The organism is Micromonospora sp. BQ11, from assembly GCF_052068135.1.
In the GTDB taxonomy this organism is placed as follows: Bacteria; Actinomycetota; Actinomycetes; order Mycobacteriales; family Micromonosporaceae; genus Micromonospora.
The window spans coordinates 457,006-479,627 of sequence record NZ_JBQHDB010000004.1; the positions used below are offsets into that span (position 1 = coordinate 457,006).

Sequence of the window (22,622 nt, forward strand, 5' to 3'; positions counted from 1 at the left end):
CGCTTCACTTGCCGTCGGGGGGCAGCAGCTCGGAGGCGTACAGCGGGGCGAGGTCGAGGGCCTGCTGCCGTCGCGCGCCGATCTCGTCCTCGCTGAGTGCGGGAGGAGGCGCGGTCCGGCTGTCGACCGGGTCGCCGCAGCGCAGGAAGTACTCATCCTGGCCGGCGGGGGCGCAGACGCAGAGCATGCGCGCCGTACGGCCGGAGTTGTTGCGGAAGTGGTGCGGGGCGTTGGCGGGTACATTGATTGTCGTCCCCGCCGAGACGGTGGTCGTGGTGTCGCGGAAGAAGAAATCCACGCTGCCGTCGACGATCGTGAACATCTCCTCGAAGTTGTGCCGGTGCAGCGGCGGGCCGCCCCCGGCCGGCACATGCATGTCGATAAGACAGTAGGCGCCGTTGGTCTGCTTCCCGGTCACCAGCATGGTGTAGGTGTTTCCGCCCAGGGAGATGTACGGGACGTCGGACGAATCAGGGTCGACGACGAGAAGGTCACGGCCGGGATCGTCGGGCGGCAGGGGAGTGGGCTTCCCGATCTCCGGCTGGCTTGGCTTCTGGACACCGGTGCTCATGGTGCTCCTTCCGGGCTGCTGGCATACGACCGTCCGTGACCCCCTCGTCAGACGACCCTAATCGCCATCCCGACGCCGGAGTCGAAAACGGGCAATGCCGTCGCAGCAGGAGCGCGCACCGGGTCGTGGCCGAGGTCGGGGGCCCGTACAGGACGTCCGCGCTATGCCTGACCGACGGCCCGGGCGATCGCGAGGGTGTGCTGGTACTCGCGCCAATGAGTCAGCTTGCCGTTCCGGGTCCGCAGGACCCCGATGAAGGGCGCCGCCGCGGTCACGCCGGTGGCCAGGTGCTTGCCGACCAGTTCGTATTCGACCACGATCAGCTCGGGGTCGGCGGTTTCGTGCACGACCACGTCGCGGCAGTCGTCGAACCGGACCGGGAAGACCGCTCGGCTCCCCTGCGTGTAGTCGAGGACCCGCTGCTTGCCCTCGGTACGCGTGGGGCTGCCGGGTGCGGCGAACGGTGTCTCGAGCTGGAGGCTCATTTTGGTAGAGGGGCCGCCGCTGCGTGCCGACCGCAGCGCAACCGCGTACGCATCCTGGATGCCGCCGAGGCGGTCTTCGCCGAGTTCGGTCCCCGCGCCTCCACCGAGGAGGTGGCCCGGCGGGCCGGGGTCGCCATCGGCACGGTCTTTCGCCACTTTCCGACGAAGGACGACCTGCTCGCCGCGATCATGAAGCGACTGCTCGCGCACCTTGTCGAGGAGGCCGGAAAGCATGACCTCTTCACGTTCTTTGCCCACATGGTGGCGCAGGCCGCGGCGAAGAAGACCGTCGTCGACCTGCTCGCCGGATCCGGCGTCGACATCCGGCTCGCAGACGCGGTAGGCCTCCTGGAGGAGGCGGTGGGCAGGCTGCTGGAGCAGGCCCAGGCCGCCCGGGCCGTCGCCACCTCGGTGCGGCTACCCGAGGTGATGGCGCTCCTTGCCAGCGTGTGCCAGGGCGCCCTGCACGGTGGATGGGGCGAGCAACTGCAAGCCCGTACGCTCGCGGTCGTCTTCGCCGGCCTGGAGCGCAGCCAGCCCGGTAGCTGCTAACGACGTCCGCTCATGAGCGTGCGCTTCTGCGTCTCTGAAGGGCTTGTACTGCCGGCCGGACAATCACGACTGGTCGGAATTCCGATTCCCTGCCACCTCCAACGTATAGCGCACCGGGGGTCTTGCGGCAAGACCCGGGTCGTGCCGCAGAATCTCCAGCCGGGGTCAGGACCTGCGAAAACAGCAATTCGTGAGCGTCTGGCCGGAATGCAATGGGGGTTTCATGATTGACGTGATCATTGTCGGCGGGGGACCGGCCGGCCTGATGCTGGCCAGCGAATTACGGCTGCACGGCGTGCACGCGCTCGTGGTGGAGAAGGAGGACTCACCGACCGGGTATGTCCGCGCGCTCGGCCTGCACGTGCGCAGCATCGAGGTGATGGACCAGCGCGGTCTGCTGGAGCGGTTCCTCGCGCACGGCCAGCAGTATCCGGCCGGGAACTTCTTCGCCGGGATCGACAAGCCCTCGCCTGTCCGCCTGGACACCGCGCATCCCTACGTCCTCGGCATTCCGCAGACCACCACCGACCGCCTGCTGGCCGAGCGCGCCACCGAGCTCGGCGCCGAGATCCGGCGCGGCTGCGAGCTGGTCGCGCTGAGCCAGGACGACCAGGGGGTGACCGTCGAGCTGGCCGACGGCACGCGGCTGCGCTCGCGCTACCTCGTCGGCTGCGACGGGGGCCGCAGCACCGTACGCAGGCTGCTCGGCGTCGGCTTCCCCGGTCAGCCCACCAGGGTGGAGACCCTGTTGGGCGAGATGGAGGTGGCCGCGCCGCCGGAGACGGTGGCCGCCGTGGTGGCTGACGTCCGGAAGACCCACAAGCGGTTCGGTCTCGGGCCGCTCGGCGACGGGGCGTACCGCGTCGTCGTGCCCGCCGCGGGGGTGGCCGAGGACCGCTCGGTCCCGCCGACCCTGGAGGAGTTCCGGGACCAGCTGCGCACGTTCGCCGGCACGGACTTCGGCGTCCACTCGCCGCGCTGGCTGTCCCGCTTCGGCGACGCCACCCGGCTGGCCGTGCGCTATCGGACCGGCCGGGTGCTGTTGGCCGGCGACGCGGCGCACATCCACCCGCCGACCGGCGGGCAGGGACTCAACCTCGGCATCCAGGACGCGTTCAACCTGGGCTGGAAACTGGCCGCCGAGGTCAACGGCTGGGCACCGGAGGGGCTGCTGGACAGCTACCACACCGAACGGCGGCCGGTTGCCGCCGACGTCCTGGACTTCACCCGCGCGCAGTTCGAGCTGCTGTCTCCCGAGCCGGGCGCTCAGTCGGTGCGCCGGCTGGTGTCGGAACTGATGGACTTCGAGGACGTGCACCGGTATCTGATCGAGAAGGTCGCCGCGATCGGGATCCGCTACGACGTCGGCGAGGGACACGACCTGCTCGGCCGGCGGATGCGGGACGTGGCGCTGAAGCGGGGGCGCCTCTACGAGCTGATGCATGGCGGGCGCGGACTGCTGCTCGACCAGACCGGCCGGCTCTCGGTGGCGGGCTGGGCGGATCGGGTCGACCTCGTCGTCGATGCCAGCGAGGACCTGGACGTCCCGGCCGTGCTGCTGCGGCCGGACGGCTACGTGGCATGGGCCGGCGACGATCAGCAGGACCTGCTCCACCACCTGCCCCGGTGGTTCGGCGCCACCGTCGGCTGAGTTCACACAGGCTCCACGCGCGAAAGAGCCGCGGGCCGGGACCCGTCTCCGGGTACCCGGCCCGCGGTCGTGTTGCCGTTGGCGTCAGCTGGAGTAACCCTTCTGGGCGATCCAGTCGGCCGCCTCCTCGTCGTCCATCCAGTAGTGCTTCGTCGGGTCGTAGGGGTCCGCGATCTTCACCTCCTCACCACCGTCGCGGTATCCCACGATGGTCATGTAGTGCCCGCCCGGGAACGAGTGCTCCTCGCCGCTGGTGTCGACCGCGGTGCCCATCGTGTTGGCCACGACGCCGCGCCGGGCGTCAACGGCCTCGATCACGTCGGTGCGCAACTTGTCCACCTGCTCCGGCTCGGCGGTGGCTCCCTCGATCTTGGTGGTCTCGTAGCCGCCGCCGGCCAGCTCGTTGAGCACCCGGGTGGTGTCGTCGACCGACTCGGTGCCGTCGGTGGTGGTGCCGAGCTTCTTGGCGACCTCACGCTGGCTCACGATCTTGCCCTGGGTGGACAGGGCGATCCGGGTCGCGGCCGGGGCACAGTAGTACTCGTTCGGCTGTCGCTGGTAGTCGTGCGGCAGCACCCGTTTGCCCTCCTCGCCCGGGGGCGGGGGCTGCGGCGGTGCCGCGGGTGCCGGTGCGGTTTCGGCCGGGGTCGGCGGGGCGGGCGGGGCTCCGTCTGCCGGACCGGCGACTGCCGGGGTGGCGATCGCCGGACCGGCGACGGCGCCACCGGTGACCATGAGACCAGCAACAGACAGCGCGCTCTTACGCAGAATGGTGTTCATCGTGAAGCTCCCATCGGGGTTGGCTTCCCGGGCTGTCGCATGCCGGTTACCCGAGGCGGGTCCGCGATAACGCGGCACACTACTCCGGTAGCAGGGGAGGCGGAGCCGGTTTCGCGTAATCACTCACCGGGTTGGGGCGTTCACGCCCACCGACGAGCGTGGAGGACGTAGCCCGGTCAGGGTGACACCGACGAGTCGGTCGACTGCGGCCTCGGACGGCAGGTCGCCGGCTGCGGCGAGGGCGTGGAGGCAGTAGCTCGCCAGCTCGTCGGGCGCGAGGTCGTCGCGCAGGTCGCCGGTGGCGGCGACCTCGGTCAGCAGATCCCGGAACAGGTGGGCGAGCTGCTGCTGAGCGTGCGCGACCTGCTCACCCCGGTGCAGGAGTGCCGCCAGTTCGCGCGTCCCGTGTCGTTGTCGGTGGTGGCACAGATGAGGGCGTACTGCTCCAGAACTGCCTGGAGCCGCTCGCCCGCCGTGCCGGGTTGGTCGCGAAGTGCCGTGAGATGCGCGAGGTGACCGGTCACGTGCCGTTCGTGATGAGCGGCCAGGATCGCTTCGACGTCCGGAAAGTACTTGTAGAGCGTGGCGCGACCGATGCCGGCCTTCTCGGCGATCTGCGTCATCGTCACGGACATCAGCCCGTGCTCTCGCACCAGCGCCCAGGTGGTTTCCAGGATCGCGTCGCGCACCGTCTGACGGTGCGCCGCGATCGTCGTGTTCCACAGCTTCGGCACCGCCCAAGCAGTGATCGTCCGGTACGCCATCGTCCCGCTGGCCCTCGCGTCGGTGCTCATCGGGACCGTCAACGCACTGGGCACCCGGTGGGGCCTGTTCCGGCACTACTGGGTGCTCGTGAAACTCCTGCTCACCGTCTTCGCCGCCACCATTCTGCTGATCGAGGCGCAGACCGTGAGCCACCTGGCGCGGGAGGCGGCGGCCAGCGCCGACCCCCGCGCGCTGCCGGGAACGCTGCTCCACTCCGTCGGCGGCCTGATGGTGCTGCTCCTCACCGTGGTCCTCTCGGTGTTCAAGCCTCAGGGCGTGACCCGGTACGGGTGGCGTCGGCAGAATGAGCACCAGCGGCGCACCGGGTCCACCCGGCCCACGGCGGCGACGTCCTGCACGACTGAGCCGCCGGCCGCCGGCTGAGCCGCCGGCCGCCGGCTGAGCCGCCGGCCGCCGGCTGAGCCGCCGGCCGCCGGCTGAGCCGGCGGCCGGCGGCGCAGAGCCGCGTACCCCTCCCGGTGTCCGGTCAGATCCGGCGGGCGGTGAGCCACCGGTCCGGCCAGTAGCCGATGCCGTCCAGCAGGGGCGCGCCGGAGAGGTCGCCCATGGTCGGACCGTCCGTCTGGGACCGGCTGGAGATGAACCGGTGATGTCCGCCGTCGTCGAGGCCGAGGTAGATGCCGGAGTGGTCGATCTGGCGGTTCGGTACCGGTTGGGCGTTGAAGAACACCAGGTCGCCGGGGAGCAGGCGGTCGATCCGGCGGGCCCGCTGTCCGGAGTTGGGCATCAACTGGACGCCCGGGCCGAACTCCGCCATGGCGAATGCCCGGCGGGGAAGACCCTCGCCAGGGGTGTTCGTGCCGCGCAGCGGAAATCCGAGCCGGTGGCCGTAGACCATCCGCAGATAGCCGGAACAGTCCAGGGCCAGCTTGCGCTCCGGCGACGGCATCTCACTCTTGCCGTCCGGGAACGACCACGGAACGCCGAGGTAGTCATAGAAGTCGGAACGCTCCTGACGACCGTCGGGATCCGCCGGGTCCGGCGGCCCGAACGAGGCGTCACCGGAGTACTGCTGTCCCTGGTTGTCCTTCTTCGCCGGGGCTTCGACGACGTATTCGAAGGAGATCGCCAGCACGTCGGGGGAGCGGTCCCGGCGAGCGGCGGCGAGCCAGTCGACGAACCACTTCTCCTGCTCGGCGCCGGCCCGCCACGGCTGGGGCGCGAGCCGTACCCAGGTGTGGGTCTCGATCTTGGCGTCGGTGTAGGTCGGCTCCTCGAACGTCCTGAGCGGGCCCTGGATGTTCGCGGTCCGCGCGCCGTCGGTCATGGTCGCGACAGGCTGCCCGGAGGAGTCCAGGATCTCCGTACGGTCCGGGTCGGACGAGCGCTGGTAGGTGTATCCCGAAGCGCCGCGCGCCTGGCTGTCGGGCGCCGTGACCCCGCCCAGGGTCAGCACCGACTGGTCCGTCGGCGAGGGTCGTGCCACCACGTATGTGAGCGTGCTGACCGCGATCAGCAGCACGAATGCAACGATGTTGAACAGGACGAAGCGTCTACGCAAGTACGCCCAGTACCTCATGCACAACCTCTCCTCTCGGAACCGGTTCTGGGTGTGTCGGCAGGTCAGCGGCCCGAAGGCCGGCGACCGGCGCTGGGCTACCGGACGGTCAACCTCGATCATCGGACCTGGCGGGGTGACGCTTCCTCACCCCGAGGAGGTGAACCGGGCGTGCGGGGACCTTCGCGGCGCCGCGACGACCCGATCGGAGAGGGCGTTCGGGTTGCAACCGGTACCCGGGTACAGGCTTACCGTCGTGGCATGAGCATCGACCAGGAATGGGTACCGCAGGCGTGCAGCCTCCCGACCCGGGAGCGGCCGCGGCGACTCGCGCAGTTCGACGACCTGTTCGCCACCGCCCTGCACGGACAGCGACGGTTGGCCCCGACCCGGCTGCGGTGGCGCCTCGATCGGTCGGCCGAGGACGCCGCGCGGGAGTTGATCGCCCGGGAGAGCGACTGCTGCTCGTTCTTCACCTTCGCGCTGGCCCGGGTCGGCGGCGGTGTGGTGGAGGTCGACGTGCAGGTCTCGCAGTCCCACGTCGACGTCCTCGACGCGCTCGTCGCCCGCGCCGCGGCGCGGCTGCCGGCATGAGCGGGCTGCGCAGCAGCCAGGTCGCCGCGGCGGCCGGGGTGAACCCGCAGACCCTGCGCTACTACGAACGCCGAGGACTGCTCGCCGCACCGCGACGCAGCCTCGGCGGGCATCGCCTCTATCCCGCCGAGACGGTCACCCTGCTACGGGTGATCAAGGCTGCCCAGCGGCTCGGCTTCACCCTCGACGAGGTCGCGGACCTGCTCGACACCGCCCGGCACGAGGGTCGGCGTCGCGCCGACGCCGGCCTGCGGAGCCGGGCGCAGGCCAAGCTGGCCGAGGTCGAGGCGACGATCGCCGACCTACGGGTCATCGCCGGGACGCTGCGTGCCGCGCTGGACGCCGGGTGCGACGACCTGGCCACCTGTGCGGGCAGCCCGTGCTGCCCGCTTCCCTTCGCCGCCCTCGGCCAGGGGGTCCCGGACGTGGACCCGCACTGACCGCGCGTCGGGCCGTCGGCGGCAGGTCGTCAGCCCCCGGCTGGTCGCGCACTCATGAGAAGCGTCTGCCGGGCCGCTTGGCGGAGCTCGGCTTGGTGACCACGGCATCCCTGCGCCTTCGACGTACGACGATCGCGGTTGCCTTGTTCTTCAACCCCTTCAGGATTCTGTCCCTCATGTCGGGCATCCCTTCTCGCGTACCTCGGACGCCAGGGCATGTCCCCGCGCCTCGCCGCTCGCGTACCCGACGAGGCACCCGTCATGCCGTCGGTTGCCGTGCGGCCGGGCGGGCCAGCGGCTGCAGTCCGCAGGCCGCCGCGAAGCCCTGCGACTCGATACCGAACGCGGCGTTCGTGCGGGTGACCAGGTTCGCGAACGCCACGTACGCGGTCAGTTCCACCAGTGCGGGCGCACCGAGGCGGTCGAGCAGCCGCGCGGACATCTCGTCGGTCACGGTCGGCGGGGTGTGCGACATCGCCTCGGCGTACTCCATGACGTCACGCTCCAGCGGCGTGAACACGTCGGACTCGCGCCAGCGCGGCACCTCCCGCGCCTTGGTCACGTCGAGACCCTCGTGGTGCGCCTGGAAGTAGCCGAAGTCCAGGCAGAAGCCGCAGCCGACCAGGCTGGCCACCGCCATGTGGGCGAAGGCCTTCAGCTGCTCGTCGCACCGGTTCCACGTGCGTACCTTGCGACTGAGGCTGAAGGAGAGGTTGACCACCTTCCGGTTGTGCCACGCCACCTCGACCGGCTCGGCCACGGCGCCGAGCATCTTGCGGGACATCCGCTTGACCATGGCGCCGTAGACGCCGGTCAGCTCGGCCTTCGGGATACGGGTCTTACTGGCCATGTCTCCTCCAGGGTTTCTCGTGGCTTCAACCATGGAGACGCCGGCCGGGGACCGGGTGTGACAGCTCCGGCGGCCAGCCGACCGGACCTAGCTCATCGTCAAGTAACGGGCCCGCCGGTTCACCCGGTCGGACGCCCTGTGCAGACTGGGGCAATGCCCGCCGCCGCACCAGACCGCCGTCGTGTCCGACTGATCGTCGGGCTGGTCACCGCGCTGGCCGTGGCGGCCACGGTCGGTGCCCGGTCGTTGCAGGACCGGGTCGGTGACGACGGCGGTGCACGCGAGTCGATCGCCGTCGGCGCGTCGCCCGGTGCCGGGCCGGTCGGCAGCACCACCTGCGCCGGCCAACCGGCTCGGGCACCCCGCGAGTTGCGGGGCATGTGGATCACGACGGTGAACAACATCGACTGGCCGAGCCGGCGCGGGCTGCCGGCGGAGGCGGCGCGGGCGGAGTTCCGGGGCTGGCTGGACCTGGCCGTGCGGCACCACCACAACGCGGTCTTCGTGCACGTGCGGCCGAGCGGGGACGCGCTCTGGCCGTCGGCGTACGCGCCGTGGTCGGAGTGGCTGACCGGGCGCCGCGACGGACGCGACCCGGGCTGGGACCCGATGGAGTTCATGGTTGCCGAGGCGCACGCCCGCAACCTGGAGTTCCACGCCTGGTTCAACCCCTACCGGGGCGGGCAGCCGGCCACGGTGGGCGGGCCGGGCCCCCGGCTGGACCGCCTGGCGCCGAACCACCCGCTCCGGCGGCACCCCGACTGGGTGGTGACCTACCCCAGCGCCGACCAGCCCGGCAGTCGCCTCTACTTCAACCCGGGCATCCCCGAGGCACGGACGTTCGTCGAGGACGCGATGCTCGAGGCGGTCCGCCGGTACGACGTCGACGGGGTCCACTTCGACGACTTCTTCTACCCCTATCCCGAGGCCGGGCAGGACTTCCCGGACGACGCGGCGTTCGCGCGGTACGGCCGGGGCTTCCCGAACAAGGACGCCTGGCGCCGGGCCAACGTCGACACGCTGGTCCGCGAGATGAGCGAGCGCATCAAGGCGATCAAGCCGTGGGTGAAGTTCGGCATCAGCCCGTTCGGCATCTGGCGCAACGGGCGCACGGATCCGACCGGGTCGGCGACCGCGGGTCTGCAGAGCTACGACGACATCCACGCCGACACCCGCCTGTGGGTACGGCGGCAGTGGCTGGACTACGTGGTGCCACAGCTCTACTGGCACATCGGGTTCGGCAAGGCCGACTACGCCAAGCTGCTGCCGTGGTGGACGTCGACGGTGAAGGGAACCCGGGTGCAGCTCTACATCGGCCAGGCCGACTACCGGGTGGGGGAGCGCGGCGCCTGGAGCGACCCGGCCGAGCTGGACCGCCAGCTCGCCCTCAACCGGCGGCACGCCGTGAGCGGAAGCGTGCACTTCAGCGCCCGCCAGGTGCGCGACGACAAGCTCGGGGCGGTCACCCGCTACAGCCGGGCGCACTACGCCGCCCCGGCGCTCGTACCCGTGATGACGCAGCTACCGGCGGCGCCGCCGGCCGCCCCCGTGGTCCTCGACGGGCGGCGGGAGGACGGCGGCGGGGTGCGGCTGAGCTGGCGCGGCGACGGTGCCGCGAGCTACGCCGTCTACCGCGTCGACGGCGGTGCGGCCCGGCTGGTCGGCACCACCCGGGCCGACGGTTGGGTCGACCGCACCGCCCCGGCCGGTCGCCCGCTCTCCTACTGCGTGTCCGGGCTGGACCGCAGCGCGAACGAGGGCGCTCTCAGCGCGGCGGTGTCGGTGACCGGCGCTGCGGACACCGAGGGTTGAGCGGCGCTTCCCGCTGGTCCGCCGTTTTCGTTCGTCAACCGCCGGCGATCGCGAATCCGGCGAAGATGATCACGGCCAGCGGTACGGCCACGGCCACGGCAAGGGCCCTCTGACGGTTCGATCTGCCGACCAGGGCGACGACCAGGACGCCGAGCGCGACGTCGATGGCGACGTTCCACTCTGAGCCCGGGGGATACTGGGGGTCGCCGACCCTGCGCGCGAATCGCGCCGCTTCCTCGAAGAACACCGCGGCCGATAACGCCGTCCCGACGACGTGTCGCCAGCCCGTCCCGCGCGCCCAGGTGCCGCCGACGCCGAAGACCACTCCGGCGAGGACGCCGAAGACCATCCACACCAGCGACGTCGGTGCCCAGATCACGGCCAGGTCGTCCCCCTGGATGAGCGTCGCCGCGAGGTAGTAGCTGGGCACCGCGACGACGAGCAGGACGGCGGCACCCAGGGCCGAACGCAGCAGGCCCGATCTGGCCCAGTACCCGAAGACGAACGCGGCGACCGCCCACGTGGCGGTGGAGTTGCCGAGGTCGGCCAGGGGGCTCGGGACCCACTTGATCCACATGAAGTCGACGAAGCCGAGGAGGAACCCGCCCACGAGGGCGCCCAGCGCCACTGCTGAATGACCTGGTCGCATCCGAGGAGCGTACTCAGTATGCTCCCGACGTCTCCTCGACCCCCGGCGACACGGCACCCGACGATCCCACCGAGCTTCCCGGGCAGGGCCCGGTGCCTGTGCAACGATCGGCGTACGTCTCGCTGGTCCGGAGGCCCACCGGTCGGCGGGCCTGCGACAAGGCGTAACCCCTCGTCCCCCTGGAGATCGCGATGTCCCCCTCCCCGGCCCGGATCCTGGCCGCGCTGAACGCGGTGCGGCCCCTCGACCAGGCGTCCCCGGTCCTGGACCGGGCCGTGGTGCTCGGTGGCAGCGTCGCCGGGCTGCTGGCCGCCCGTGTGCTGTCCGACCACGCGGAGAGCGTCGTCATCATCGACCGGGACGACCTGCACCGGCCCGGCCACCGGCCCGGCGTGCCCCAGGGGACGCAACTGCACGCGCTGCTGCCCGGCGGCTTCCTCCAGCTCGAGCGCCTGTTCCCGGGTTTCCGCGCCGAAGCCCTGGCGCACGGTGCGGTCGAGGCTCCGCCCGCCTCCCGGCGGGCCTACCTCGACGGTCGGCTGAAGGTCGTCGTCCCCGACGACGCCGACAGCCTGGCGGGGAGCCGGCCTCTCCTGGAAGGGCTGATCCGCCAGCAGGTGCTCCGACTGCCGAACGTCAAGACGGTCGCCGCCCGCGCCACCGGCCTCGTGGTCGACGAAGGCGTGACCACCGGGGTCCGTTGCGACGTCGACGGGATGCCCGGGATCGAGAGCGGCGACCTCGTGGTGGACGCCATGGGGCGTTCGAGCCGGCTGTCGGAGTGGCTGGAGCAGGCCGGCTGGGACCGGCCCGTCACGCGCCGGATGACCGTGCACCTCAACTACGCGACGGCCCTGTTCCGGCGTCGCGAGGCCAACCCGGAGCACACCCTCGTCCTGGCGCTGCACAGCCCGAGGATGTCGTCGGACGTTGCCGGTGCCGCGTTCTTCGCGATCGAGGACGGCCGGTGGATGGCCATGATGGCCGGTTACGGGGACAACCGCCCGGGCCACACCGCCGAGGACTTCGTGCGCCGGCTGCGGGACCAGTTCCCACCGGAGTTCGGCGAGGTCGCCGGGAACGAGATGGTCGGCGACGTGCGGACCTACCGCCACGCCGACAGCCGCCGGCGGGACTTCCACGCCGTGCAGCGGTTCCCGGCCGGGCTGGTCAGCGTCGGCGACGCGGTCGCGTCGTTCAATCCCGTGTACGGGCAGGGGATGACCTCGGCGGCCCTGCACGCGGCCTGCCTGTCGACGTACCTGCGGGAACGACCGGACCTGCGCGTGCCCGCCCGCCGGTTCTTCGCCCTGCAGAAGGTGGTGGTCGACGCCGCGTGGTCGGTGTCGACCTCCGCCGACCTGGCCCTGCCGCACGTCGACGGGCCCTACCCGCGCGGCTACCGCTTCTCCAGCTGGGCCAGCCGCCAAATCGTCACGGCGACCGTCACGGACGTGGCGATCGCCCGCCGGTTCAACGAGGTCGTCTCCATGTGCGAGCACCCGCGCTCGCTGGCCACACCCGGCGTCCTCCTCGGCGCCCTGCGCGCCAACCGCCGCGCGCGTTGACCGGTCAGCGACGAGCCGCGCCGGCCCGGGCCGCCGGACGCTCGACGCGGGTGGGGTTGCCGCGTACCAGCTCGTCGTGGAGGCGCCACCGCTCGGTGACGGCGACCCGCCGCGCGGCCTCGTCGTCGTGTTCGAGGCGCTGACGGAGCAGCCGCATGGCGATGCTCCGGTTGAGGCTGAACTGGCGTTCGGTGTCGACGACGACGACGATCCCGGAGGGACGGTGGGTCGCCCGCACCGCGGTGCTGGCCTTGTTCCGATGCTGCCCGCCGGGGCCACCGGTACGGCAGGCGACGACGTCCACGTCCGCCTCGGCGAACGTGGACGTGGGGGTGTCCACCTGGCACGGTCGGGCGACGACGTACCAGTTTTTCCGTCCGGTGGCCGCCCGGTAGGGGCTGGGCGCCTGCCAGCACAGCGTTCCGGTCCACGAGGCGGCGAACGTCTCGGCCCCGCTGCCGGAGATCCGGACCAGGACCGACCGGTAGGTGCCGGGTCGCTCGGCCGGCACGGTCTCGACCCGGTGCGTCGTCAGGTGCGCCCGGACGGCGTCGACTTCCAGGCGGTGCAGCAGCCGGGCGAGCGCCCAGGCGCACTCCTGCGGGCCGCGTCCGGCGGACATGAGCAGATGGACCGTCACGGCCGGCCTCGCCCGCGACGGTTGTCCCGACGGTCCGCCCGAGGTGTGGAGCCGAGGTCGGGCGTCTTGTAGGTGACCAGGGGCACGGTGGTGGCCACCGGTGTGGCGAGGTCGTGCGCGACGAGATCGGCGATGACCTGCTCGATGCGCTTGTAGGCGGTGGGTGCCTCCTCGAAGAGCAACTGGCGGTCGCCGCAGACCACCAGGGACCCCACCGGGGTGCGGCGCAGCTCCTCGACGGTGTGCTTCGCCCGGCCCCGGCGCAGGGCGTCGGCGCGGGACATCTTGCGACCCGCGCCGTGTGCCACCGAGTGGTTGGCGTCCGGGCCGGCGTGGGCGGCGACGAGGTAGGAGGGGGTGCCGCGCGTACCGGCGACGAGCACGTCGCGGCCGTCACCCGGCGCCGCGCCCTTGCGGTGCAGGTAGAGCCCGTCGCGGACCTCGACCAGGTTGTGGCACTGGTCGACGATCGGCGCGGTGGGCTCGGCCCCGAGGGCGTGGGCGACCCGGGCGGCGAGCAGCCGCCGGTTGAGCGAGCCCCAGCGTACGGCGTCGTCGTGCGCCGCCAGGTACGCGGCGGCATCGGCGGCGGGGCCGGCGCCGTGGACCTCGGTGTGCGCCCGCAGGATCCGCTCGCCCAGACCGCGGGACCCGCTGTGGACGACGAGTACGAGGTCACCGGCGTCGAGCCCGAGACGCCCGGCGTGGCTCCGGTCGAAGACGGTGTCGATCCGGGCCAGTTCGACGAAGTGGTTACCCCGCCCGACCGTGCCGAGGCCGTCGACGTGGCCGGCGGGAATGTCGCCCTCCACCACGGCCCAGGCGGGATCGTCGGCGTCCCGTACGGGGTCCAGTGCGCGGTCGAGGTCGGGGAACCGGGCGGCCAGCCGCTCGGGTACGGCGCGCTTGAGCGCGATGGGGAACACGGCGATGCCGCAGCCGATGTCGGAGCCGACCAGGAACGGGTACAGCACGGTCGACGCCATCGCCGCGCCGATGGGGGCACCCTTGCCGGGGTGCAGGTCCGGCATGGCGGCGACGTGGACCATGCCGTCGAGGGCGGCCACCTGGTGACACTGCGTCAGGGCGTCGGACTCGATCCAGCTGGTGGGGGAGGCGAACACGGCGACGGTGGCCGACGTGGACTGCGGCAGGGACTCCTGCCGGAGGGGGTGCGAAGACAACGACGCTCACTTCTCGTGAAGGGCACGGGCGGACGGCAGGACGGCACCGGGCGGTGCCGTGGGCCGGGAAAGCAGCGGGAAGCTGTCCGTCAGAACGTCATGGGGACCACCATCCCCGAACCTGGTGCGGGGCGGCAAGCGAGTTTTCGGCCCACCGTCCTGGTTGTCCCGATCACCGCGTTTTGCCTTGTCAGCCGGGGGTAGGGCAGTGGGGCCGACTCAGAACAGCTCCGATGGAGGCAACGCCGAGATGGATCCCACCAAGCCCGCCAAGGTCGTCAAGGACGTGGTCGACGCCGCCACGGACAAGCTGACCGACGCCCTGCCCACCGTGCCCGGCGCGCCGGGCAGCGCCCCGCCGACGGTGGAGGAGCCGACGACTCCCCATGACCCGTTGCCGCCCAAGAAGGAGCAGGGGGCCCCGGAGACCCGTACGCCGACCGGCGCGGAGACCGGCGCACCGACGATCGCCAACGGTCAGCAGGGCGCCTACCTGACGACCTCGCAGGGAGCGCGGCTCCGCGACACCGACCACTCTCTCAAGGCGGGACCGCGGGGGCCGCTGCTGCTCCAGGACCACCACCTGCGCGAGAAGATCACCCACTTCGACCACGAGCGCATCCCCGAGCGCGTGGTGCACGCGCGGGGCGCCGGAGCGCACGGCGTGTTCACCAGCTACGGCGCCGCGGAGGAACTCACCAGGGCCGGCTTCCTGCGCAAGGGCCGGAAGACCGACGTCTTCGTCCGCTTCTCCACCGTCCTGGGCTCGCGCGGATCGGCCGACACGGTCCGCGACACCCGCGGGTTCGCGACGAAGTTCTACACCGACGAGGGCACCTTCGACCTGGTCGCCAACAACATGCCGGTCTTCTTCATCCAGGACGCGATCAAGTTCCCGGACATCATCCACGCCGCCAAGCCGCACCCCGACCGCGAGATTCCCCAGGCGCAGAGCGCCCACGACACCTTCTGGGACTTCGTCTCCCTGCACACTGAGGCGCAGCACCACACCATCTGGAACATGTCCGACCGGGGTATCCCGCGCTCGTACCGGATGATGGAGGGCTTCGGCGTGCACACCTTCCGGTTGGTCAACGCCGCCGGGGAGACGGCACTGGTCAAGTTCCACTGGAAGCCGAAGCTCGGCGTGCACTCCCTGACGTGGGAGGAGGCGCAGATGCTCGGCGGCATCGACCCCGACTTCCACCGCCGCGACCTGTACGACGCCATCGAGGCCGGCGCCTTCCCCGAGTGGGAACTCGGCCTGCAGGTCTTCCCCGACACCCCGGAGGAGACCTTCGCCGGAATCGACCTGCTGGACCCGACGAAGCTCGTGCCGGAGGAACTCGCGCCGGTGCAGCCGGTCGGGAAGCTCGTCCTCGACCGGACGCCGACGAACTTCTTCGCCGAGACCGAGCAGGTCGCCTTCCACGTGGGCCACCTGCCACCGGGCATCGACGTCACGAACGACCCGCTGCTCCAGGGCCGGCTCTTCTCCTACGTCGACACGCAGCTGACCCGGCTCGGCGGGCCGAACTTCTCGCAGATCCCGATCAACCGGCCGCACGCCGCGGTCAACGACATGCTCCGCGACGGCTTCCACCAGCACGCCGTCCACGCGGGCGTCGCGCCGTACCGACCGAACTCGCTCGACGGTGGCAACCCGTTCCCGGCCGGGGACGAGGAGAACGCGTTCGTCGACGTGCCGGTGACGGTGGTGGAGGCGCCCAAGGTACGCGCCAATCCGTTCTCGTTCGACGACCACTTCAGCCAGGTCCGCCTGTTCTGGCTGAGCATGTCGCCGGTCGAGAAGGAGCACATCATCCGCGCCTACACCTTCGAGCTCGGCAAGTGCTACCACCAGGCGATCAAGGAGCGGCAGCTCCAGTGCCTCGCCAACATCGACCCGGTGCTCTGCGCCGAGGTCTCCACCGGCCTCGGCCTGCCCGCCCCGGAGCCGACCGTCCCGCTCGCCGACGTCGCGCCCAGTCCCGCGCTGTCACAGGTTGGCCGCGTCTGGCCGGGTGACGGTCGGATGGTCGGGATCGTCGTGGACCCCGACGGCGACCTCGACGACGTCCGCGACGTACGCCGGGCGGTGTTCGCCGCCGACATGGTGCCGCTGCTGATCGCCCCGCACGGCGGCCTGGTCGAGGACCTCCCCGTGCAGCGCAGCTTCGCCACCGCCCGGTCGGTCGAGTTCGACGCGATCCTGCTGGCCGGTGCTCCGGCACCGGCGCCGGACGCGCTGCCCGCCCGCGACGCCAAGGCGGGTGCGGCGGACGCCGCGACCGTGGATCCGCGCGTCCTGCTCCTGGTCGAGGAGGCCTGGCGGCACGCCAAGGCGATCGGGGCCTGGGGTGCCGGTGACGCCGTACTGCGGCAGGCGGGGATCGCCAACCGGCCCGGCATCGTGACGGGCGGTTCCGGAACCGACGTGTTCGGTGAGGTGAAGCAGTTGATGGCCGCGCACCGGACGTGGGAACGGTTCCCCGCGTCGGTCGGCTGACGCCGGAACGAGCGGCCCGGATCGACCGATCTGGGCCGCTCGTCGTTCCCGACCGTCCGATCAGGTCACGCCGCCGGAGTGGCGGCGGGCTCGAAGAGGAGCCGGGACCGCACCTGCCGGAACCCCGTCCGTTCCAGTTCCGCGACCACCGCCACGCGGTGGGCCTCCACGTCGGCCAGCACCTCGCGGGCGCCACCGGCCGCCAGAACCCGGGCCGCCTCGGCCAGCAGTTCGCCCCGGACGGCATCGTCGAGCAGGCCGAGGTAGGGGATGAGCGGGTAGCAGGCGTCCCCCGCGGTGCCGACCAGGCCGACCGGCTCCCCAGCCTCCGATGCCACGCGCCACGCGTCGACCGGCCCGGTGAACCAGGCCAGTGGATCGGTGGCGAGGTCCACGCCGCCGAGGGCCTGTGCTGTCTCCACGCCGGTCAGGACGTCGGGCTCCGTGATGCGGGCGACCAGGGCGTTGATCTCCGCCGGGTCCGCGGCGGGGCGGAACGTGTACCGCCCGGAGGACGCGGGCAGAGGCGTACCGGTCCACGAGAATCTCAGCCGCTCACCACGCTCGACCAGCCCGGCGAGGCGCGCGGCGCGCATCGGCGCCTCGACCACGGCGAGGACCTCCGGCCGGCGTCGCCAGTGCGCCGGCAGGGCGGCGTAGTACCGGCCGGGTCCGCCGAGTGCCTCGTGTGCGGCGTGCAGGAGAGCCGCACCCACCTCCGGCTCGGCGTCCAGGTCGAACCGTTCCAGCCAGGAGACGCCGACGGCGCCGGGCGGCTGGAGCCACGCGGCCCGGCCGACGACGCGGCCGGCGCGGAGCGCGACCCAGGTGTGCTCGGGTCGGTAGCCGCCGCCGGCGACGCCGTCGGCGTACGGGATCTGGCGCAGCTGGGGCAGTGGATCGGGCATGGAGTCGAACAGACTCTCCTCGCCCGCGACGAGCGGACGGATGACGACATCGGTCATGGCAGGAACCTCCGGGAAAGCTGACGCCCCGGGTCAGCTCCGCGTGGACGCCGGAACGCGGAGGGGGCGCAGAACATCGGACATTGTTCTGACCTCCTTCCGGCTCGACGGCGTGCCCAGAAACGTAGTCGAGGCATCCACTCGCGGCAACCCCGGCGGGACGGAAGCGGGGCGGCGACGGTGTCCGTCGCCACCCCGCCCGGGCGTCACCAGTCGGCCGGCGGTGGCGGCGGTACGACGGGCGGACGGTCGTCGCAGGTGATCGTGTTCGGCAGTTGCCAGTCGGCCAGCCAGCCCCCGTCGTTGCCGCCGAGGTCGGTGAGGCGGAACTCGGACCCGGCCGGGGTGAAGTGGAACGACCCGCAGTTGTTGACGCCCACCGCGCCGACGTGTCGCGCGTCCACGTTCTGGAAGGACGCGGAACCGGCGGTGCGGGCGCTGACCACGGAGGTGCCCGTGCCGTCCACCCGGATGTCCCGGAACACCACGTCGTCGATCGAGTACAGGTCCTTCACGCCCCACTCGCTGACCAGCATGATCGCGTTGTAGGTGCTGTCGAGGTAGGCGTCACCGACCACCTCGATGCGGGCGTCGATGCTGCGGTCGAGCGCGTACAGCCAGATCGCCCCGAGTCCGATCTTCCAGTTCAGTTCGTACGTCCCGGCACGGGCCGTGGTGTTTTCGGTGATCCACAGGTGTCCGGTGAAGGGTTCCGCGCCGAAGCGGGATCCGACCTGGATGGCACTGCCCTCGCGGACCGGGTCGGCGATCAGGTTGTGCGAGACGGTGTTGTCGGTTCCGCCGTAGATCGCGATGCCGTTGGCCAGCACCGGTGACTGGACGGTGTTGTGGTCGAACGTGTTGCGGGCGTTCGCCGTGTCCTCCGACCACATCGCCAGCCCGTCGTCGCCGGTGTTGCGGACGAAGGTGTGCGCGACGAGCGAGTCGGTCACGCCGGTGTGGAAGTTCACCGCGTCGGCGATCTGGTCGACGATGATGGTGTTGGTGATCCGGACGTTGCGCATCGGACCGTCGAGCCATATGCCGACCTTGGTGTGCCGCAGGTGCAGGCCGTCGATGGTGGAGTCGTTCAACGCCCCGCCGATGCCGTTGACCTGGTCGGTGTCGATCCGCTCCCGGACGTCGCCCTCGATGGCGAAACCGGATAGGTGGACGTTGCGGCTGCCGCCGTCGGCGGCGTCCCGTCCGTAGAAGCCGACGCCGGTGTGCACCGAGCCGTCCGGCGCCGGGGTGGGCAGGGTGACCTCGCGTCCCTTGACGACGGTGTGCCAGTTGCCGGCGCCCTCGATCGTCACGTCGTCGACGACGATGTGCCGGTTGACCTGGTAGGTGCCGGGCGGGAGGTAGACGGTCCGACCCGTGCGCTTCGCGACGGCGACGGCCCGCTCGATGGCGGGAGCCGAGTCGCGCCGCCCGGTGGGGTCGGCGCCGAAGGCCAGCACGTTCGCGGCGCGCAGGCGCACCCGTGGCGGGCCGACCAGTTCCGAGTCGAGCAGGTCGACGACCGTCCAGGCGGCGTTGCTGCCGGCCGGCACGGTGAGCCGGACCCGGTCACCCGCCCGGTAGGTGCGGCCGAGTAGGAGTCGCTGCTCGTCGTAGAAGTGGCTGGGCCGGAACGGCTTCTGGATGCTCGGGTACGGCGTGGTGACGGCCGGGACGCAGGAGCACTCGGTGATCCACCAGTCGGGGTGCAGCAGGCCGGCGTTCGGGTCGTTGGTGAACGGGTACTGGTTGTAGAGCCACGCGTACTCCGACGTGAGGGTCATGCTGCGGATCCGCTTGCCGTTGACGGCGACGTCCAGCGGTGCGGTGATGCCGCCACCGCTGGGCGCGTCCGGGATGCTGTAGCGCACGGTGATCGCGTTGGCCGCCGCCGGCAGGGTGAACTCGACGTACCGGCCGGGAAGCAGCTTGACCGCCCGCCGGCCGGACGCCTCCGCCGGCAGCGTGTAGGCGGTCCGGTCGGGGCCGATCACCTCGCCGGTCGTCACCGCGTTCTCCGCCTCCTGTTCCAGGAACGCGACGCGGGCGCCCCGGCCGGCCACCAGCGACGGGTCGAGGGCGGCCCGGGTCACCACCGGCGCTGCGGCGGGACCGGGCTGCCCGGCGGTGGCGTCGGCCGGCGTTCCGGTCAGGATGCCCAGGGCCGTGACCAGCGTCGTCACGGCGGCGATCGCCGCCCTGCGACGGTGCCGGCGGCGCGGGTACGACGATGTCGGGCCGGTCAGTGTGCGGCGGGTGAGCGCCATGGCCGCTCCTTGCGAGGAGGAAATTGACGGCCATCATGCCAGCTTACGACTTGACCACGCAATAGTTCGACCGAAAACCGAAAATTCCGGGCAGTCAGTCGGCAGTGAACGTTGCCGCGGCGGGGCGGTGCGCAAACGATCTTCAACGTTTGTCATCCCAGAGCATTGGCCAGTTCATTTCTTGCAGGAACCCAACGTAGGATTGCGGCCGTGACGAAGCGGTTGACGGAGGTGGCCCGCAAGGCGGGTGTCAGCGAGGCGACCGTGAGCCGGGTGCTCAACGGGCGCGGCGGAGTGTCGGAGGCGACCCGGACCGCGGTGCTGACCGCGCTCGACGTCCTCGGCTACGAGCGCCCCACCAAGCTGCGGGGCGAGCGGGCCCGGCTGGTCGGGCTGGTACTGCCGGAGCTGCAGAACCCGATCTTCCCGGCGCTCGCCGAGGTGGTGACCGGGTCCCTGGCCCAGCGCGGCTTCACCCCCGCGCTCTGCGCCCGCACGATCGGCGGCGTGCCCGAGTCGGACTACGTCGAGATGCTGCTGGACCACCAGGTCTCCGGGGTCATCTTCGCCGGCGGGTCGTACGCGCTGGCGGACGCCTCGCACGAGCACTACCGGCGGCTCACCGATCGAGGGCTGCCGGTGGTGCTGGTCAACGCGGGCGTCGACGAGCTCGGGTTCCCCCGGGTCTCCACCGACGACGCGGTCGCCGTGGAGCAGGCGTACGGGCATCTGCGCTCGCTCGGGCACGAGCGGATCGGGCTGGTGCTCGGCCCGGAGGACCACGTCCCGTCGCGGCGGAAGCTGGCCGCGATGATCCAGGTGGCCGGCTGGGCCGACGACGACCAGTGCGTGGAACGCTCCAGCTTCTCCATGGAGGGGGCGCGCGTCGCCGCGACCAAGCTCGTCGAGCGGGGGGTCACCGGCGTCATCTGCGCCAGCGACGTCCTTGCCCTGGGCACCATCCGGGCGGCCCGCCGCCTGGGGCGCTCGGTGCCGGGTGACATCTCGGTGGTCGGGTTCGACGACTCCGCGTTCATGACGTGCACCGACCCGCCGTTGACCACGGTCCGGCAGCCGATCGAGACGATGGGCCAGGCCGCCGTCGACCTGCTCGTCACTCAGATCGACGGGGCCGGCGTGCTCGCCGACGAGCTGCTGTTCGAGCCCGAGTTGGTGGTGCGGGGCTCCACCGGACCGGTGCGCGGCGCCGGCTGATCCGTACCGGCGCAAGGCGTCGGACAAAAAGGGCGGACCCCTACGGGTCCGCCCTTTTTGCTGCCCGGGCGCGCTGTAATCGTTATCTTTCATATTTCCGTTCGCTTCTTGCGAGGAGCGATACGGGTTTGTATCGTCATCGCCACGAAACATCCCGTGTGCATGAGCCAGACCGTCATAGAGACGCCCGTTCCCGAAGGGGTGGACAGATGTCCGTACCGCGATACCGGAAGGCCGCGGCGTTGGCGCTCGTGGCCGGCCTGGGGCTCAGCCTCACGGCCTGCTCCACGAAGAGTGACGACGCCACGAACGACGCAGGCGGCAAGGTCACCATCACCGTCGACTGCCAGCCGGTCGGCGCACAGAAGGAGCTGCTGAAGAACTGGAACGACGACGTCGCCGAGTTCCAGCGGCAGAACCCGGACATCGTCGTCAAGAGCGTCAGCGTCGGCGAGCAGTGCAACAACCCGCCGGACTTCACCGCCCGCCTCGCCGGCGGCACCGTCACCGACGTGTTCTACGGGTACATGACCGACCTTCAGCAGGTGCTCGACTCCGGTCAGGCCATGGACATCACCGAGTTCGCCAACAAGGACACGATCCCGACCTGGGACAGCGTCGATCCGGCGCTCAAGGAGGCCTTCACCGACGGCGGCAAGCTCTACGCCGTCCCGGCGAAGAACTACTCGATGGGTCTGGTCTACAACAAGGTCCTGTTCCAGCAGGCGGGTCTCGACGTGAACAACCCGCCCAAGACGTGGGCCCAGGTTCGGGACGCCGCCAAGAAGATCTCCGCACTGGGCAACGGCATCGCCGGCTACTCGGAGTACAGCGCCGGCAACACCGGAGGCTGGCACTTCACCTCCCTGCTCTACTCGCAGGGCGGGCAGGTGCTGACCGAGGACGGCACGAAGGCCGACTTCAACAACGCGATGGGCAGGCAGGTCCTGCAGAACCTCAAGGACATGCGGTACGGGGACAACAGCATGGGCTCCCGCCAACTGCTGCAGTGGGGCGACCTGCTGACCAACGCGGCCGCGGGCAAGGTCGGCATGTTCATCGGCGCGCCGGACGCCACCCAGGCGATCGTCAGCCAGTTCCAGGGCAAGTTCCAGGACTGGGCGATGGGCCCGCTGCCCGGGCAGGACGGCCCGGCCAAGGCGACGCTCGGCGGTGGCGAGGGCTACTTCTTCAAGAAGGGCCTCACCCCCGAGCAGGTCAAGGCCGGTCTGAAGTGGATCGCGTACCAGAAGCTGACGCCGGGCAAGGGCCAGTTCGACTACGTCCGGGCGAAGCCGCAGAACTACCCGGTCGGCCTGCCCCAGCCGCTGCTCTTCGCGGGCGGCAGCGACGCCCAGAAGCAGGAGTTCGAGCTGCGCAAGGCCAACGCGAACGTCGACACCACCAACTTCGCGATCTTCGAGGCGAACCCGGTGCCGATCAAGGGTGAGCCCCGCAACGCGCAGGCGATCTACGCGGTCCTCGACACCGCGATGTCGGGTGTGCTGACGAACCCGAACGCGAACATCGACGCGCTCCTCAAGACGGCCGAGGACAAGGTCAACCAGCTCCTGGCCGCCGAGAGCTGATCCGGTGCGGTGGG

22 protein-coding genes are annotated in these 22,622 nt (G+C 71.1%); 10 read left to right on the plus strand and 12 right to left on the minus strand.

Translation table 11 applies throughout. The features are described from left to right. Nucleotides 1-4 precede the first annotated feature (4 nt). Together ACTMSW_RS11775 and ACTMSW_RS11780 are read right to left on the minus strand one after the other, a co-directional pair. Nucleotides 5-571 carry a cupin domain-containing protein gene (locus ACTMSW_RS11775; RefSeq protein ID WP_441180572.1) on the minus strand — a complete coding sequence of 189 codons (567 nt, stop codon included), beginning with the start codon at nt 569-571 and terminating at the stop codon, nt 5-7. A gap of 161 nt (nt 572-732) precedes the next feature. Continuing rightward, nucleotides 733-1,056 carry a nuclear transport factor 2 family protein gene (locus tag ACTMSW_RS11780; RefSeq protein WP_441180573.1) on the minus strand — a complete coding sequence of 108 codons (324 nt, stop codon included), beginning with the start codon at nt 1,054-1,056 and terminating at the stop codon, nt 733-735. 111 nt (nt 1,057-1,167) lie between these two features. On the opposite strand from ACTMSW_RS11780, the gene ACTMSW_RS11785 reads away from it, so the two are divergent. Together ACTMSW_RS11785 and rox are read left to right on the plus strand one after the other, a co-directional pair. Beyond that, nucleotides 1,168-1,608: a TetR/AcrR family transcriptional regulator gene (locus ACTMSW_RS11785; RefSeq protein ID WP_441180574.1), complete on the plus strand. Its 441-nt coding sequence runs from the start codon at nt 1,168-1,170 to the stop codon at nt 1,606-1,608. 223 nt (nt 1,609-1,831) lie between these two features. Further along, entirely contained in the window at nt 1,832-3,259 is a 1,428-nt protein-coding gene (gene rox / locus ACTMSW_RS11790) for a rifampin monooxygenase (RefSeq protein WP_441180575.1), read from the plus strand. Between the two features lie 84 nt (nt 3,260-3,343). Here rox and ACTMSW_RS11795 read toward each other — a convergent pair whose 3' ends face one another. The 3 genes from ACTMSW_RS11795 to ACTMSW_RS11805 form a co-directional block, all read right to left on the minus strand. Next, a complete protein-coding gene (locus ACTMSW_RS11795; protein ID WP_441180576.1) occupies nt 3,344-4,039 on the minus strand; it encodes a C39 family peptidase in 696 nt (231 codons plus the stop codon). A 123-nt stretch (nt 4,040-4,162) separates the two neighbouring features. Further along, nucleotides 4,163-4,468 (minus strand): hypothetical protein, encoded by a 306-nt coding sequence (locus ACTMSW_RS11800; protein WP_441180647.1) that lies wholly within the window; start codon nt 4,466-4,468, stop codon nt 4,163-4,165. After that, a complete protein-coding gene (locus ACTMSW_RS11805) occupies nt 4,354-4,773 on the minus strand; it encodes a TetR/AcrR family transcriptional regulator (protein WP_441180577.1) in 420 nt (139 codons plus the stop codon). The genes ACTMSW_RS11800 and ACTMSW_RS11805 overlap by 115 nt, the downstream gene beginning before the upstream one ends. Between ACTMSW_RS11805 and ACTMSW_RS11810 the strand changes: the two genes are divergently transcribed. Continuing rightward, nucleotides 4,754-5,188: a hypothetical protein gene (locus ACTMSW_RS11810; RefSeq protein ID WP_441180578.1), complete on the plus strand. Its 435-nt coding sequence runs from the start codon at nt 4,754-4,756 to the stop codon at nt 5,186-5,188. The genes ACTMSW_RS11805 and ACTMSW_RS11810 overlap by 20 nt on opposite strands. A 103-nt stretch (nt 5,189-5,291) precedes the next feature. Here the strand turns inward: ACTMSW_RS11810 and ACTMSW_RS11815 are convergent, their stop codons facing one another. Beyond that, a complete protein-coding gene (locus tag ACTMSW_RS11815) occupies nt 5,292-6,344 on the minus strand; it encodes a C40 family peptidase (RefSeq protein ID WP_441180579.1) in 1,053 nt (350 codons plus the stop codon). Nucleotides 6,345-6,584: 240 nt separating this feature from the next. Between ACTMSW_RS11815 and ACTMSW_RS11820 the strand changes: the two genes are divergently transcribed. Both ACTMSW_RS11820 and ACTMSW_RS11825 read left to right on the plus strand, forming a co-directional pair. Beyond that, nucleotides 6,585-6,917 carry a hypothetical protein gene (locus tag ACTMSW_RS11820; RefSeq protein ID WP_441180580.1) on the plus strand — a complete coding sequence of 111 codons (333 nt, stop codon included), beginning with the start codon at nt 6,585-6,587 and terminating at the stop codon, nt 6,915-6,917. After that, the gene (locus ACTMSW_RS11825) at nt 6,914-7,357 is read left to right on the plus strand and encodes a MerR family transcriptional regulator (protein WP_441180581.1); all 444 of its coding nucleotides are present in this window, start codon (nt 6,914-6,916) and stop codon (nt 7,355-7,357) included. The genes ACTMSW_RS11820 and ACTMSW_RS11825 overlap by 4 nt, the downstream gene beginning before the upstream one ends. Nucleotides 7,358-7,616: 259 nt before the next feature. On the opposite strand, the gene ACTMSW_RS11830 is transcribed toward ACTMSW_RS11825, so the two are convergent. Beyond that, on the minus strand, nt 7,617-8,207 hold the full coding sequence (locus ACTMSW_RS11830; RefSeq protein WP_441180582.1) for a carboxymuconolactone decarboxylase family protein: 591 nt from the start codon (nt 8,205-8,207) through the stop codon (nt 7,617-7,619). Between the two features lie 153 nt (nt 8,208-8,360). Between ACTMSW_RS11830 and ACTMSW_RS11835 the strand changes: the two genes are divergently transcribed. Beyond that, nucleotides 8,361-10,019 carry a glycoside hydrolase family 10 protein gene (locus ACTMSW_RS11835; RefSeq protein ID WP_441180583.1) on the plus strand — a complete coding sequence of 553 codons (1,659 nt, stop codon included), beginning with the start codon at nt 8,361-8,363 and terminating at the stop codon, nt 10,017-10,019. 34 nt (nt 10,020-10,053) lie between these two features. Here ACTMSW_RS11835 and ACTMSW_RS11840 read toward each other — a convergent pair whose 3' ends face one another. Continuing rightward, nucleotides 10,054-10,668, minus strand: a complete 615-nt coding sequence (locus ACTMSW_RS11840) for a DUF6518 family protein (RefSeq protein ID WP_441180584.1) — start codon at nt 10,666-10,668, stop codon at nt 10,054-10,056. Nucleotides 10,669-10,859: 191 nt separating this feature from the next. On the opposite strand from ACTMSW_RS11840, the gene ACTMSW_RS11845 reads away from it, so the two are divergent. Further along, nucleotides 10,860-12,236, plus strand: coding sequence for an FAD-dependent oxidoreductase (locus ACTMSW_RS11845; protein ID WP_441180585.1), 1,377 nt, complete (start codon nt 10,860-10,862; stop codon nt 12,234-12,236). 4 nt (nt 12,237-12,240) lie between these two features. On the opposite strand, the gene prfH is transcribed toward ACTMSW_RS11845, so the two are convergent. Continuing rightward, the gene (prfH, locus tag ACTMSW_RS11850) at nt 12,241-12,876 is read right to left on the minus strand and encodes a peptide chain release factor H (protein ID WP_441180586.1); all 636 of its coding nucleotides are present in this window, start codon (nt 12,874-12,876) and stop codon (nt 12,241-12,243) included. Then, nucleotides 12,873-14,060: an RNA ligase RtcB family protein gene (locus tag ACTMSW_RS11855; protein WP_441180587.1), complete on the minus strand. Its 1,188-nt coding sequence runs from the start codon at nt 14,058-14,060 to the stop codon at nt 12,873-12,875. Before ACTMSW_RS11855 ends, prfH begins: the two co-directional genes overlap by 4 nt. A gap of 250 nt (nt 14,061-14,310) precedes the next feature. On the opposite strand from ACTMSW_RS11855, the gene ACTMSW_RS11860 reads away from it, so the two are divergent. Beyond that, nucleotides 14,311-16,569, plus strand: coding sequence for a catalase (locus ACTMSW_RS11860; RefSeq protein WP_441180588.1), 2,259 nt, complete (start codon nt 14,311-14,313; stop codon nt 16,567-16,569). 65 nt (nt 16,570-16,634) lie between these two features. Here the strand turns inward: ACTMSW_RS11860 and ACTMSW_RS11865 are convergent, their stop codons facing one another. Together ACTMSW_RS11865 and ACTMSW_RS11870 are read right to left on the minus strand one after the other, a co-directional pair. Continuing rightward, complete coding sequence (locus ACTMSW_RS11865) at nt 16,635-17,534, minus strand: acetyltransferase (RefSeq protein WP_441180589.1); 900 nt, start codon at nt 17,532-17,534, stop codon at nt 16,635-16,637. Nucleotides 17,535-17,740: 206 nt separating this feature from the next. Beyond that, nucleotides 17,741-19,804 carry a glycosyl hydrolase family 28-related protein gene (locus ACTMSW_RS11870; RefSeq protein ID WP_441180590.1) on the minus strand — a complete coding sequence of 688 codons (2,064 nt, stop codon included), beginning with the start codon at nt 19,802-19,804 and terminating at the stop codon, nt 17,741-17,743. 210 nt (nt 19,805-20,014) lie between these two features. Here ACTMSW_RS11870 and ACTMSW_RS11875 point away from each other — a divergent pair, with 210 nt between their 5' ends. Together ACTMSW_RS11875 and ACTMSW_RS11880 are read left to right on the plus strand one after the other, a co-directional pair. After that, entirely contained in the window at nt 20,015-21,019 is a 1,005-nt protein-coding gene (locus ACTMSW_RS11875) for a LacI family DNA-binding transcriptional regulator (RefSeq protein WP_441180591.1), read from the plus strand. Nucleotides 21,020-21,228: 209 nt separating this feature from the next. Further along, complete coding sequence (locus ACTMSW_RS11880; protein WP_441180592.1) at nt 21,229-22,608, plus strand: ABC transporter substrate-binding protein; 1,380 nt, start codon at nt 21,229-21,231, stop codon at nt 22,606-22,608. Nucleotides 22,609-22,622: the final 14 nt, after the last annotated feature.

What these genes read in the sequence shown, in the direction of transcription:
- ACTMSW_RS11775 (WP_441180572.1), bottom strand. Translation starts at nt 571, where the DNA reads ATGAGCACCGGTGTCCAGAAGCCAAGCCAGCCGGAGATCGGGAAGCCC.
- ACTMSW_RS11780 (WP_441180573.1), bottom strand. Translation starts at nt 1,056, where the DNA reads ATGAGCCTCCAGCTCGAGACACCGTTCGCCGCACCCGGCAGCCCCACG.
- rox (WP_441180575.1), top strand. Translation starts at nt 1,832, where the DNA reads ATGATTGACGTGATCATTGTCGGCGGGGGACCGGCCGGCCTGATGCTG.
- ACTMSW_RS11795 (WP_441180576.1), bottom strand. Translation starts at nt 4,039, where the DNA reads ATGAACACCATTCTGCGTAAGAGCGCGCTGTCTGTTGCTGGTCTCATG.
- ACTMSW_RS11815 (WP_441180579.1), bottom strand. Translation starts at nt 6,344, where the DNA reads ATGAGGTACTGGGCGTACTTGCGTAGACGCTTCGTCCTGTTCAACATC.
- ACTMSW_RS11820 (WP_441180580.1), top strand. Translation starts at nt 6,585, where the DNA reads ATGAGCATCGACCAGGAATGGGTACCGCAGGCGTGCAGCCTCCCGACC.
- ACTMSW_RS11825 (WP_441180581.1), top strand. Translation starts at nt 6,914, where the DNA reads ATGAGCGGGCTGCGCAGCAGCCAGGTCGCCGCGGCGGCCGGGGTGAAC.
- ACTMSW_RS11830 (WP_441180582.1), bottom strand. Translation starts at nt 8,207, where the DNA reads ATGGCCAGTAAGACCCGTATCCCGAAGGCCGAGCTGACCGGCGTCTAC.
- ACTMSW_RS11835 (WP_441180583.1), top strand. Translation starts at nt 8,361, where the DNA reads ATGCCCGCCGCCGCACCAGACCGCCGTCGTGTCCGACTGATCGTCGGG.
- ACTMSW_RS11840 (WP_441180584.1), bottom strand. Translation starts at nt 10,668, where the DNA reads ATGCGACCAGGTCATTCAGCAGTGGCGCTGGGCGCCCTCGTGGGCGGG.
- ACTMSW_RS11845 (WP_441180585.1), top strand. Translation starts at nt 10,860, where the DNA reads ATGTCCCCCTCCCCGGCCCGGATCCTGGCCGCGCTGAACGCGGTGCGG.
- ACTMSW_RS11860 (WP_441180588.1), top strand. Translation starts at nt 14,311, where the DNA reads ATGGATCCCACCAAGCCCGCCAAGGTCGTCAAGGACGTGGTCGACGCC.
- ACTMSW_RS11865 (WP_441180589.1), bottom strand. Translation starts at nt 17,534, where the DNA reads ATGACCGATGTCGTCATCCGTCCGCTCGTCGCGGGCGAGGAGAGTCTG.
- ACTMSW_RS11870 (WP_441180590.1), bottom strand. Translation starts at nt 19,804, where the DNA reads ATGGCGCTCACCCGCCGCACACTGACCGGCCCGACATCGTCGTACCCG.
- ACTMSW_RS11880 (WP_441180592.1), top strand. Translation starts at nt 21,229, where the DNA reads ATGTCCGTACCGCGATACCGGAAGGCCGCGGCGTTGGCGCTCGTGGCC.